Below are 12757 nucleotides of genomic sequence, written 5' to 3' on the forward strand. Positions count from 1 at the left end.
CACTGGAACAGCCGCCTCATGGCGACCGTCTTATTCGTCTCTAACATAGGGTTGCGCCGTGCGATTGCCAAGGCGGCCCCCCAGGTCAGATGGTTTTTCCGTCAATACTTCTTAAAGGCGGCCTCGGATAGGGCGCCGTTGCGAAAACCGCCGAAAGCCTGTTCGCAAAGATGAAATCAAATCGTGTCAAAAAGCGGTCGAAGGGCGCGAAATAGGGCGTGAGGTCGATCGTCGGCGAGGATTCCTGCGATAGAAGGGTTCCGTCGGCGGATAACACCGGCGCCGAGGCGATGGCGCGCTTCCACGCAGCCTTGGGCAGGTGCCACATATTGCCCCTCATTCCTGTGCTCGTTACAGGAATCCAGCCACGGCGCGTCTGCGCCGTGATTGACTCGATAAAGCCCGAACTGTCTTTTGCGCCCAAGGACTTGGGCGCACTGGATTCCTGTGACATCCCTCGGGTCAGGTCCGAGGACAGGAATGAGGGAGAGTCTGATGCAGCGGCACCAACTACGATTGATGTGGCCACTCCATTGCACATACGAAACCTTCCATCCCAAACCCCCGCCTCTCCCGGCATCAATACCAGTGACACGATCCCCCGGCTCTCGCGCGTGAGATAAAGCCCGTCCCGTCGCAAATCGAAAACCACCCGGCCGACAGTCATCCGCCCCGGCTCCCCGCCACCGGCAAATTGAAGGATACGCTCCATAGGCGCCCTCCCCGGCGCAAACGGCTGCCCGCCGAAAACGGCTGTCAGACGGCCGAGCGCATAGTCGAGGACTGCACGATCCTGCCCCAACCCGTCAGGCATCACCTGCCCGAGCAGTCCGCCGTGAAGCCTGAAGTGACGATCCAGCCAATCTGCGGCCTTGGCCGAAAGCGCCAGTCGCTCTTCCCAGGCCCTGCAGATATTTTTCTCGGGACCTGCATCAGCCGGAAGCTGCCGCCGGATCCGCACGCGCTCATACTTCACATCCTCATTGCTCGGATCATCGATCCACGGCACGCTCCGCTCTGTCAGCAAAGAACGGATATCCGCCCGGCTGGAAAAGAGAAGCGGCCGCAATATCCAGAAGCGCCGGTTGAAGAGCACCGCATCGGCAATGCCGGTCGAGGCCTGCTCCGTCCGCATGCCGCGCATCTGAAGCGTTTCGCGCTGATCGTCGAGCGTATGGCCGGTGACGATGAGATTGGCGCCAAGTGCGGCAGCCGCTTCGGCGAGCAGACCATAACGCGCCTCGCGGGCCGCAGCCATGATGCCGGTTTTGGGCTTGTCGCCCCGCCAGATCATGATGGTGTGGGGAATGCCGAGTGATGTGCAGAGGGCTGCGACTGCGTGCGCCTCGTCTGCGGAGCCGGCGCGCAATGCATGGTCGACGGTTGCAGCGCATAGGGAAATTTTGAGATGAGCTGCGGCCTTCACGGCTTCGTCAAGGAGGAGAAGCAGGCCGGTCGAATCGCTGCCGCCCGATATCGCGACGAGAATGCGTGCGGGGCTATGAAGCGAGGTGAGAAACTGGAGGATCGCCTCTTGCGGCGATCGGGCTTCCGGAGACATGCCGGAAGACCTTAGCAGGCGAGGCGCTTCTGTTCGCTCGCAACCTTGCTTATGACGGCACGCGAGGCCTTGGGATAACGCTTCGAGACTTCGCGCAGCGTCGCACAGGCCGTCTCGGTATTGTCGAGCGCAGCTAGCGACATGCCAAGCTTCAACAGCATTTCAGGCGCCTTTTCTGACGTGCCATATTTCTGGTGCGCATTGAGGAAGGTTTTGGCCGCCTCATTGTACTTGCCCTGTGAATAGAGCGCTTCGCCAAGCCAGAAATTGGCGTCCGCCGCCCGCGCGCTGCTCGGGTAGCGGGTGATGTACTGGGTGAATTCCTGTTCGGCCGTGCTGTAATCGCCTGATAAGACGTGACCATAGGCCGACTTGTACTGGTCCGCTTCACCACCGAGCGATGCGGTCTGCTGCGGATTAGCGGCATTGGGAACCGGGCCGGAGCCGATTCCCGCATTTTCATCGACAGTTCCGCCGATCGCATTGCCCTTCTGATCGAAATCGATCGAGCCGAGCTCCTTCGGCGGTTGGCCGAGGCCGCTATTGCTAGGCACGTCGGTGGAGGGAGCCGTTTCGGCTCCCTGCGGTGCCTGGATCACCTTGGCGATGTCATCGCCGCCGGAGGCTGCCGGAGCGACATCGGTCTCGCTCTTCTTGACAGGAGCCTTGGCACCGCCGCCGCTGGCACCCGTCTTTTCCAACTGCTGGAAGCGGAATTCATTGTCTTCCTGCTGCTTGCGGATCGTCTCCTGCATCTGCAGCAGCTGGAAGCTCATCTCCTCGATCCGGCCGTTCAGCTGCCGCAGTTGCTCTTCGAGCTGCTGCACGCGCATCTCGGCATCGCCGCTCTGCACCTTGACAACAGGCGGCGCCGACGGGTTTTCCGCGGATCGGCCGCCAAGATGCAGCCCAAAGAACGAGGCCGAATAGGCCGTCCGCTCGCTCCCGATCACGGCCGCGAGGCACAGCATGCCTGCCACGACAAGTTTCTTCATATGTATCGTCCTGTCCCAGTGATTCTTCGCGCCTCGATGACACGAACAGGAGATTTTTCCAATTGCTGTCAAAAAGCAACGGAGTCTGGCCAAAGTGTGGTCAAAAAGAAAAGGCGGCCCCTGATGGGACCGCCTTCCGAAAGCCAACCAAGTCGGCAATTACATGCCGGCGCCGCCGAGAACCGTGACCGCGCGGCGGTTCTGCGACCAGCAGGAAATATCGTCGCAGACGGCAACCGGACGTTCCTTACCGTAGGAAATCGTCTTCAGGCGCTGCGCCGGAACGCCCCGCGAAGCGAGATAATCCTTGGCGGCAGCCGCACGGCGGGCACCGAGCGCGAGGTTATATTCGCGTGTACCGCGTTCGTCGGCATGGCCTTCGACGGTGATCTGATAGTTCGGGTAGCGGCCGAGCCACTGGGCCTGCCGGTCGAGCGTCTGCGAGGCATCGGCGCGGATCGACGAGGAGTCGGTATCGAAGAAGATACGGTCGCCGACATTGACCGTAAAGTCCTGGGCCGAGCCCGGCGTTGCGGAACCACCCGCGCCGCCACCAAGGCCGAGATCGCCCGCGCTGTTCGGCGGCTTCTTGGCGCAGCTCGCAAGCGCGAGACCGGCGACAAGCGCGATCATGACGGGGTTGCGGGCAAAATTCTGCATGCGGCTCATTGCCGGGGTATGAATTCGGCTCATGGCCGGTCTCCTTGCGGGTTCATCAGGGTTTCTGGACAGTAACCGCACTCGGTTAACCGCCCCTCAAAAATTATGGTTAACGAATTACTGATTTGTCCCTTGGTCGCTCGATTCCATGACTTTGGGACGAGATGAAGGCAGCAGCGCATCGCCTACTCCATAAGCGGCGACCAGGCCGGGTCGGAACCATAGCTCGGCGTCTTCACAAGCTGCTCGTTGTAGCCGGTCAGATCGATCGAATAGAGCTGCGGACCGCCTGAGCCTGCCGCCTGGCGGAAGAACATCAGCACGCGGCCGTTCGGCGCCCAGGTCGGGCCCTCATTGTGGAAGCCGGTCGTCAGAATGCGCTCGCCCGAACCATCCGGTTTCATCACACCGATCGAGAACTTGCCGCCGGCCTGCTTGGTGAAGGCGATGAGATCGCCGCGCGGCGACCAGACCGGTGTCGAATAGGAGCCGTCACCGAAGGAAATACGGGTCTGGCCGGAACCATCGGCGTTCATCACATAGATCTGCGGCTTTCCACCGCGGTCGCTTTCGAAGCTGACGCGCGCGCCGTCGGGCGAATAGGATGGCGAAGTGTCGATCGCCGCCGTCAAGGTCAGGCGCGTCGTCGTGCGTGAGCGCAGGTCCATCGTATAGATGTTGGAATTGGCGTCCTGCTGCAGGCTCATGATCACCTTCTGACCGTCAGGCGAAAAGCGCGGCGAGAAGGTCATGCCGGGAAAATTGCCGACGACCTCACGCTGCCCGGTTTCCAGCTGCAGCAGATAGACGCGGGGCTGCTGGTTGGCAAAGGACATGTAGGTGACTTCCTGCCGGCTCGGCGAGAAGCGCGGCGTCAGCACGAGATCGCTGCCATCCGTCAGCATCCGCACGTTGAAGCCATCCTGATCCATGATTGCCAGCTGGCGCTTGCGCTGCTGCTTGGTGCCGGATTCGGAGACGAAGACGACACGGGTGTCGAAATAACCTTCCTCGCCGGTGATCTGCTTGTAGATCGCATCGGCGATGATGTGCGCCACACGGCGCCAGTTTTCCGGCTGCGTATAGAACTGCTGGCCGGTCATCTGCTGTCCGGCGAACGGGTCCCAGAGCCGGAATTCGGCGCGAAGACGGCCATCCGCTTCCTTGGTAACCCGGCCGGTGACCAGCGCCTGGGCATTGATGACCTTCCAGTCCTCGAAACGCGGCGAAGCGTCGGGATTAGAAATCTTCTCGATGAAAGCGGTTTTGTTGATGGGTGCGAAGAGACCGGACCGCTGCAAGTCTGCGGCGATGACCTGCGAGACTTGCGCGCCCATGTCGCCCTGGAAGTCAGTCACCGCAATCGGCAACGGCTGAACGTTACCCTTTCGAAGATCGAGGGTAAGCACCGCGTTCGCCGGAGTCGTAAAGGCTGCGACCCCAAACAGGCCTGCAATGACCATCAGAGCGCGGATGAGGGAACACTTGACCATATCAAATAAGCCTTTCAGCACTTCATGAATTCAGTTTGCTAGTAGGACAGTTCAAGATGACTTCCTTCCGAGCATTGTATTTATCTTTGGAAGCTCGGCTCCTAGGCATCTAGATTCCCAGGCTGCTCGCATCGAAGTTAAGAACGACCTCATTCCAAGCTTCATATTTGTCCATCGGAAGAGTCGAAGAAAACGAGGGAGCCGATTTCATCACGGCACGGTAAGCAGCGCTTTCCAGCGCACGACGCGTCGAATCGCTGCTGCTCCCACCAGACGATTCTATCTCCGGCTCACCGATGATGTTGCCGTCTCTGCCCAGCTTGAAATGCACCGTGACGACCAAGCCGGAAAGGCCTTCCATTCCGGGCGTGACAAGCCAATTGCCCTCGATCAAGCTGCGCATTGCATCTTCTTCGCTCTGGCTGAGTTTCGAGCCGCCGTTGCTCTTTTTCGCGCCTAGCGATGCTTCCTGCGTCGAGCGCTTGGCGCCCCCGGCAGAAGGATCGGTCTTGTTCAGCAAGATCGAAATCTGGTCGGCATTGAAATCGCTTTTCATCGATGAAGCGGACTTCGCCGTTTCTTGCTTTTTGTCCGCCTTCTTTTTGTCGGTCGGCGTGTCCGCGGTCTTCGGCTGATCCGGGGTCTTTTCCGGCGGCTTTTCGGCAGGCTTCTGCGGTTCCGGCGGCTTCACCTGCGGCTTGGCGACAGGCGTCGGCACATTGTCCGGCAGCGCCTCGGCATCGGGCTTCGGCGGCTCCTCCGGCTTGGCCTGTTCTTCCGGCGGTTTTTCCTCGGGCTTCGGCGGTGTCACTTCGACAGGCTTCGGCGGCGGAATGGAAGCGACCTCCTTCGGCTGCTCGACCTCAGTTTCCTCCTTGACGATGTCCTTGACGTCATTCGGCTTAGGATCGATCTTCGGCAGCGGCTTGTCGCTGGAATTTGCCGCGGCGGCCTCGCTATTGCTGGGCTTGGCGTTCGGAACGGGCGGCGTCTTCAGATCGACATTGTTGTCGCCGGCGTTCTCGGCCGGCTGCGCGATCGGCGGCCGCGTCGTCGGCACGGGTGCGGAAGTCTCCTTCTTCGGAGCCTTCTTGTCGCCCTGCTGCATCTGGGTAATGGACTCCACCGGCACCAGATCGACCGGCATCGCCTCGAAATCCTCCACCTTGAAGGATTCCGGCGCGCTGAGCGACACCATCGCCCAGGTGAGTACCAGGCAGTGCAGAACAGCAGATGTGACGACGCTGGTCTTCATCTTGAACGCTATTGGTCCTTCTTCTGCTGCGTCACGAGGCCGATATTCTTGAAGCCTGCGCCCTGAATACGGGCCATGACGTCGGCGATGACGCCGTAGGGCGCCGTCGCGTCGCCGCGCACGAAGATACGTTCGTTATAGCCGGTGGTGGCAATCGCCTCGAGCTTGGCGGCAATCTCGGCGGCCGGGATCGGCGTTTCCTGCAGGAACACTTCACCGTCGTTCTTGACGGAGATGGTAATCGGCTGCGTCTCGGAATTCAGCGCCTTGGCCTGCGTTTCCGGCAGGTCGATCGGCACGCCGACAGTCATCATCGGTGCCGCGACCATGAAGATGATCAAAAGCACGAGCATGACGTCGACGAGCGGCGTCACGTTGATTTCGGAAATCACGGCCCTGTTCCGACCGCCGCGACGGCGACGTCTGCCGCCCCCGCCGTCATTGCCTCCAACAGCCATACCCATGTCAGTATACTCCGTTGGTTACTGAGCTGCAGCGCGCGGCTGCAGCTTCTCGTCGATCTGGCGCGAAAGTATGGCGGAGAATTCATCCGCGAAACCTTCCATGCGGCCCGAGAGCTTGCCGGCATCGGCAGAGAACTTGTTGTAGGCGATAACCGCCGGAATAGCCGCGACGAGACCGATGGCGGTCGCAAGCAGCGCTTCGGCGATACCGGGCGCGACGACCGCGAGGTTGGTCGACTTCGAACCGGCAATCGCCTGGAACGAGGTCATGATACCGACGACCGTGCCGAAGAGACCGATGAACGGACCGGCCGAACCGATTGTTGCCAGCGACCCGAGACGGGCGCCGAGAAATTCCGATTCGCGTGACAGCGTCACGTCCATTGCCCGGTCGATACGCATCTGCAGGCCGATCGGCGAACGGGCGCCGCGCTCGAAGGATTTTTTCCATTCGCGCATGGCGGCCACGAAGATCGCCGCCAGCCCGGTATTGTTGCGTTCCGACAGCGAGCGGTAGAGCTCTTCCAGCGACTGGCCCGACCAGAACACCTGCTCGAACTTGTCGAACTGGCGCCGTGCGCGGCCATAGGCCAGGTATTTGTCGATGACGATCGCCCAGGTCCACACCGAAGCCGCGATAAGTCCGAGCATAACCAGCTTGACGACGATGCCGGCCTGCATGAAAAGCGACCAGAGGCTGACGTCCGTCGTTGCTGCTGCCAATCCTACTTGTTCCATTGATCCAAAATCCCCGAATCCAAACGCCCGGTGCTGGACCGGGCGGCACAAAGTGATCTCGCAAGAAGTGTCCGGCGGCCGCCGCCCAAAGCCCTGGTCAAACTTCCAAGCTCATCTTCCGCCTTCTTGCCGTCAAATTTGGTCAAAGGAAGGCGTGCACCGCACAAACTCCGACTTTCCCAGTAAGACACTATTATGGTTAATAGATCGTTAGTGCCGGACTGTGACGGTAAGCCTGTGTTTGGAAGATTTCGTTCGATGGATTACTTGACCGGAGCAAGATCCGGCTGCCGAAAGAACGCTCATCCTGCGGCGCCGGAATTCCTTCACATAAAGCTCAGGTTTTGACAAGCCTGAATTCCGTGCGATTCGCGCCTATAGCGGCGTACTGCCTTCCAGGAATTTCGCCGCCAACGTTTCCGGCAGCCGCCGCGGCCGCCCCTTGGCGCTGATGACGGCGATGATCACCTTGGCTGATATCAGCAGCGTCTCGCCCGATTGGATCTGCTGATTGAGCACCATCTTGGCCCCGCCGGCCTTTTCCGTGTGCGTCAGGATCGTCAGCACATCGTCCATGCGCGCCGGGCTTTTGAAGTCGATCTCCATGCGGTGGACGACGAAGACGAGGCCCTCCTCGTCAGCGCTGACGAGCTCGCGCTGCTCGACGCCGAGGCAACGCAGATAATCGGTGCGGCCGCGCTCGAGGAAATGCAGGTAGCGGGCGTGGTAGACCAGACCGGAGAAGTCGGTATCCTCATAGTAGACCCGTTGGACGAGGCGGTGCCCGGCCTCCGTCAGCTCTCCCGAAATGGAAAAAGGGCGCTCCGTCATAATTTTCTCCAAACTGCGGTGCCCTCTTTGGCGCAACGCTTGCCCACAGGCAAGCATTGAATGACCGGCAGGTAGGCATTGAATGCCCAGCTGGTAGGCATTGAATGATTGTCATAATTCCTAACTATTCCCGATATTGAGCGACTGATCAGGAGACGATGTGATGAAGATTGCGGTTATGGGCGGAGACGGTTTCATTGGTTGGCCAACGTCGCTGCATCTCTCCGATGCCGGGCATGACATTCATATCCTCGACAATCTCTCACGCCGCTGGATCGACACGGAGCTTGGCGTTCAGTCACTGACACCGATGGACTCGATCCAGGAGCGCACCCGCATTTGGCATGCCGAAACCGGACGCCGCATCCACTTCAATCTGATCGATCTCGCCAAGGACTACGAACTGCTGAAGAACTGGCTTTCCGAACACCGCCCGGATGCCGTCATCCATTTCGCCGAGCAGCGGGCCGCACCCTATTCGATGAAGAGCGACCGCCATAAGAACTACACGGTTAATAACAACGTCAGCGCCACGCACAACCTGCTGAACGCGCTGACCGAACTCAATCTCGATACCCATCTCATCCATCTCGGCACCATGGGCGTCTACGGCTATTCGACGGTCGGCGCTGCCATCCCAGAGGGCTACCTGCCGGTCGGCATCGAAACTCCAGGCGGCGAGACGGTGAGCCAGGAGATCCTCTATCCCTCCAATCCCGGCTCGATCTACCACATGACCAAGTGCCTGGATCAGCTTCTCTTCCAGTTCTACGCCAAGAACGACGGTTTGAGGATCACCGACCTGCACCAGGGCATCGTCTGGGGCACGCATACCGAACAGACGCGCCGCCATGCGCAGCTGATCAACCGTTTCGATTACGACGGCGATTATGGCACGGTGCTGAACCGCTTCCTGATCCAGGCGGCGATCGGCTATCCCTTGACGGTACACGGCACCGGCGGCCAGACCCGCGCCTTCATCCACATCCAGGATTCGGTGCGCTGCATCGAGCTGGCGCTCAAGAATCCGCCCGCCCGCGGCGCGCGCGTCGACATCTTCAACCAGATGACGGAAACCCACCGGGTGCGCGACCTCGCAGAGATGATCGCGGGGATAAGCGGCGCCGACATCGCCTGGCTGCCGAACCCGCGCAAGGAAGCCGCCGAGAACGAGCTGATCGTCCGGAACGAAAAATTCCGTGATCTCGGCCTCGAACCAATCACGCTGGAAGCGGGCCTGCTCGGCGAGATCGTCGATGTCGCGAAGAAATTCGCTTATCGCGTCGACCGCTCGCGCGTGCCGGCCGTCTCCGCCTGGACTAAGGACATCGCCGCAACGATCAACCACGATCCGGAAGGCAAGCGGCTGAAGTCGGTGTCATGAGCGAGGGTTTGTTGTTGAATCGCCGCCAGCCCAACGATCTCCCCCTCATTCCTGTTCTTGTCACAGGAATCCAGCGCGCCCAAGTCTTTGGGCGCAGGAGGGTCATTCACGGCGCGGACGCGCCGTGGCTGGATTCCTGTGACAAGCACAGGAATGAGGGTAGGTGTGGAAGCGACCGGCGCGGATGATCTCTACCCCGAACCTCGCATACGTCACACTCGTCACCAATGCCGACTACGCCATGGGTGCGACCGCCCTCGTCCACTCCCTGAGGCGCACCGGCACCACCGCCGACATCGTCATCCTCCACACCGGCGGTATCGATACAGCCGCGCTCGCCCCGCTCACGACCCTCGGCTGCCGCCTGATCCAGGTCGAGCATTTGCCGCTGTCAGCTGCCTTCAACGAGCGCCACGCCCGCGGCCAACTCCATTCGGCAGCTCCCTTCACCAAGGGCCGCAAGCCGGATTTTCATTCGCCGCTCGACAATTTCTGCAAGCTCAGGCTGTGGCAGCTTGTCGAATATGAGCGCTGCGTCTTCATCGACGCCGATGCCCTCGTGCTGAAGAACGTCGACAGGCTCTTCCTCTATCCGGAATTCTCCGCCGCCCCGAATGTCTATGAAAACCTCGCCGACTTTCGCCGCATGAATTCCGGCGTCTTCGTCGCCACGCCGTCGCATGACACATTCCGGCACATGCTCGAAAAGCTCGACACGGCAGACGTTTTCTGGCAGCGCACCGATCAGACGTTTCTCGAGACTTTCTTCCCGGATTGGCACGGCCTGCCGGTTTATTTCAACATGCTGCAATATGTATGGTTCACCATGCCCGAGCTTTGGGACTGGAAGAGCATTTCGATCATGCATTACCAATATGAAAAACCGTGGGAAAAGGATCATCCCAAGGCAGCGCGACTACAACCCTTGATCGATTTGTGGCACCGTTTCCACGATGACGGCGATGTGCCGGAGATCACGGCGCTGGATAATCCGGAAGGGGCAGCATGAAGGTACTGGTATCTGGCGGAACGGGTCTCGTCGGCCGGTATGTTGTCGAGGAACTGCTGGCTGCCGGATATCAGGTGATCGTCGGCGGGCGCCGTGCGCCGCTGCCCCGCCTCTTCTCCCGCCCGGTCGAGTTCGCGGCGCTTTCGCTCGATCCCAACAAGGATCAAATCGACGTCTTCGACGATGCCTATTTCTTCGTCCACGCCGCCTTCAGCCATATCACGGGCAAATATCGCGGCGGCGAGGGCGACGATCCGAAGAGTTTCCACAGGCTGAACCTTGATGGCACCGTCCGGCTTTTCGAAGCTGCCAAACGCGCCGGTACACGCCGCTGCATCTTCCTGTCCAGCCGCGCCGCCTATGGCGACCATCCCGAAGGAACCGAGCTTACGGAAACGATGCTGGCCAAGCCCGAAACACTCTACGGCCAGGTCAAGCTTGATGCCGAACGCGCGCTTGCCCACCTCTCCACGCCGGGTTTTGCCGGCGTGAGCCTGAGGGCGACAGGCATCTACGGCGATCTCTCGCCGAACAAATGGGACGGCCTCATCGCCGATTACCTCGCCGGCCGGCCGGTTGTTTCGCGCGCAGGAACGGAAGTTCACGGCCGCGACCTCGGGCGTGCGGTGCGGCTGATGCTGGAGACGGAAAGCACCCGCATCTCCGGCGAGGTCTTCAACGTCTCGGACATATCAGTAGAGACGCGCGATATTCTTTCGCCTATCCGGCGCGTGACCGGCTGTCGGCACGCGCTGCCGGCCCCCGCCGACAGGGTGGCGCTCAATCCCATGAGCACGGAGAAAATCCGCGCGCTCGGCTGGTTGCCGGGCGGAGCGACGCTGTTTGAAGAAACGATGCAACGGCTCGCCGCGGCTCTGACGGCAGCCCCAGAACACAGGTCCACGCAAGTCTGACGTTGCAGGATGCGCCGAATTGCTATCGGGCTGTCGGGGGATTGTTCATGCAGGTCGCAACTACGTCTGCCTCCATCATCTTGCGCGGCAAACCTTCTGCTGCAGCAATGTCTGCCGCCGGAAACGAGACCGATCAGGGAGTGCTGAAGCTGCAGCGCAGCACCCAGACGCTGCAGCAGATGCGGCAGACCTTGGCGAATTCCGAAGAAGAAGCCAAGACGAAGGCGCAACGCAAGCTCGACGAGGCGAAGCAGCAGCTGGAAATGCTGAAGAACTCCAACATGCCGCCCGAGGTAGTCGCCCGGCTGGCCGCCGAACTGGCGCGCAAGGTCGGCACCGCCGCTTCTGAATTCGCATCATCAGCCGCGACCGGCAGCCCGGCAGCAGTCGCTCCGGTGGACGCAACCACGGATGCAACGGCCGCCGCGACGAGCGGGACTGAGGTTGCACTGACGGATGCCTCAGAAAAAACCGCGGCCGGATCGCAGGAACCGGTCGACGCCGCCCAGGCCCGCGAGGCCTATCAGAGCACAGCCGAGGACGCGCCAAAATCCTCGGGCATCTCGTCCGATGACCGAGAAACGATGGAAGCGTTCAAGGCGGTCGTGCGCGAACTCAAGCAATTGCTCGAAAAGGCGATGCATGACCTGCGGCAGCAGAACCCGCATTACGGTGCCAACGCCGTTCCTGATATGGCAGGCTTATCCACCGGCACCCCGACAATACCGACAAGCGTCGTCATCTGACCCCCGGCCGCATCCCGCCGACAGGGCGTGAAACGGGCGCAGCACTGTCGCATCCGGCATTTGCATCGGACATCCAGGCGTCTATGCTCGGTCAAACCCTCATACCGGTAGATCGAATGACCGCGAAAGAACTGAAAGCACAGCTGCGTAACGAACGGCTGTCCGCACGCGACGCCATCCCCGGCGAGAAACGCGCCTCCAAAAGTCTCGCAATGGCTGAACATGCAGGCGAAGCGGTTGGTTTTGCGCTGGGCACGATTGTCTCCGGCTTCCTGCCCATCCGTTCGGAAGCGGATCTCAGGCCGCTGATGGCGCGCTTTGCCGTGCGCGGTGCGCGCCTCTGCGTGCCGGCGATCCTCGATCGGCAGACCATCGTCTTTCGCGAGCTGGCGGAGGGTGCGCCGCTTGTCGATACCGGTTTCGGCACGGTCGGCCCTGGCGCCGATGCCGCCATTCTTGACCCGGAAATCATGCTGGTACCGCTTTCCGCCTTCGATGCCCGCGGCCACCGCATCGGCTATGGCGCCGGCCACTATGACCGCGCCATCAGCCGGCTGAGGCAAAAAGGCCTGCATCCGAAGCTGATCGGCATTGCATTCGACTGCCAGGAAGTGGCACATGTGCCCGCTGAGCCGCACGACATAAGCCTGGATGCCATCCTGACAGAAAGCGGCCTTCGCTTTTTTGCCTCTTGGATTGGATAGGGA

The 12757-nt window shown here is 60.8% G+C and carries 13 protein-coding genes; 5 read left to right on the forward strand and 8 right to left on the reverse strand.

Going from position 1 to position 12757, the window contains the following annotated elements:
- Positions 1-85 precede the first annotated feature (85 nt).
- The 8 genes from tilS to ybgC form a co-directional block, all read right to left on the reverse strand.
- A complete protein-coding gene (gene tilS, locus GR197_RS07360) occupies positions 86-1561 on the reverse strand; it encodes a tRNA lysidine(34) synthetase TilS (RefSeq protein ID WP_164008063.1) in 1476 nt (491 codons plus the stop codon).
- An 11-nt stretch (positions 1562-1572) separates the two neighbouring features.
- Positions 1573-2556, reverse strand: a complete 984-nt coding sequence (gene ybgF, locus GR197_RS07365) for a tol-pal system protein YbgF (protein WP_164008065.1) — start codon at positions 2554-2556, stop codon at positions 1573-1575.
- A 159-nt stretch (positions 2557-2715) separates the two neighbouring features.
- Positions 2716-3249 (reverse strand): peptidoglycan-associated lipoprotein Pal, encoded by a 534-nt coding sequence (pal, locus tag GR197_RS07370; RefSeq protein ID WP_003566326.1) that lies wholly within the window; start codon positions 3247-3249, stop codon positions 2716-2718.
- Positions 3250-3401: 152 nt separating this feature from the next.
- On the reverse strand, positions 3402-4709 hold the full coding sequence (gene tolB, locus GR197_RS07375; RefSeq protein ID WP_164008067.1) for a Tol-Pal system beta propeller repeat protein TolB: 1308 nt from the start codon (positions 4707-4709) through the stop codon (positions 3402-3404).
- Positions 4710-4818: 109 nt separating this feature from the next.
- Positions 4819-5964 (reverse strand): hypothetical protein, encoded by a 1146-nt coding sequence (locus tag GR197_RS07380; protein ID WP_164008069.1) that lies wholly within the window; start codon positions 5962-5964, stop codon positions 4819-4821.
- An 8-nt stretch (positions 5965-5972) separates the two neighbouring features.
- Positions 5973-6428: a protein TolR gene (tolR, locus tag GR197_RS07385; RefSeq protein WP_164008071.1), complete on the reverse strand. Its 456-nt coding sequence runs from the start codon at positions 6426-6428 to the stop codon at positions 5973-5975.
- 18 nt (positions 6429-6446) lie between these two features.
- Positions 6447-7166 carry a protein TolQ gene (tolQ, locus tag GR197_RS07390; RefSeq protein WP_003582115.1) on the reverse strand — a complete coding sequence of 240 codons (720 nt, stop codon included), beginning with the start codon at positions 7164-7166 and terminating at the stop codon, positions 6447-6449.
- A gap of 375 nt (positions 7167-7541) precedes the next feature.
- Entirely contained in the window at positions 7542-7997 is a 456-nt protein-coding gene (ybgC, locus tag GR197_RS07395) for a tol-pal system-associated acyl-CoA thioesterase (RefSeq protein ID WP_164008073.1), read from the reverse strand.
- Positions 7998-8160: 163 nt separating this feature from the next.
- Here ybgC and GR197_RS07400 point away from each other — a divergent pair, with 163 nt between their 5' ends.
- From GR197_RS07400 to GR197_RS07420, 5 genes are all read left to right on the forward strand, one after another.
- Entirely contained in the window at positions 8161-9381 is a 1221-nt protein-coding gene (locus GR197_RS07400; RefSeq protein WP_164008075.1) for an NAD-dependent epimerase/dehydratase family protein, read from the forward strand.
- 184 nt (positions 9382-9565) lie between these two features.
- Positions 9566-10390, forward strand: coding sequence for a glycosyltransferase (locus tag GR197_RS07405; RefSeq protein WP_164008561.1), 825 nt, complete (start codon positions 9566-9568; stop codon positions 10388-10390).
- Positions 10387-11304 (forward strand): NAD-dependent epimerase/dehydratase family protein, encoded by a 918-nt coding sequence (locus tag GR197_RS07410; protein WP_164008077.1) that lies wholly within the window; start codon positions 10387-10389, stop codon positions 11302-11304. The genes GR197_RS07405 and GR197_RS07410 overlap by 4 nt, the downstream gene beginning before the upstream one ends.
- Before the next feature lie 47 nt (positions 11305-11351).
- Positions 11352-12050 (forward strand): hypothetical protein, encoded by a 699-nt coding sequence (locus GR197_RS07415; RefSeq protein ID WP_164008079.1) that lies wholly within the window; start codon positions 11352-11354, stop codon positions 12048-12050.
- A gap of 116 nt (positions 12051-12166) precedes the next feature.
- Complete coding sequence (locus GR197_RS07420; RefSeq protein ID WP_164008081.1) at positions 12167-12754, forward strand: 5-formyltetrahydrofolate cyclo-ligase; 588 nt, start codon at positions 12167-12169, stop codon at positions 12752-12754.
- The last annotated feature ends 3 nt before the right edge of the window (positions 12755-12757 follow it).

This window comes from Rhizobium phaseoli (assembly GCF_010668805.1).
In the GTDB taxonomy this organism is placed as follows: Bacteria; Pseudomonadota; Alphaproteobacteria; order Rhizobiales; family Rhizobiaceae; genus Rhizobium; species Rhizobium phaseoli_A.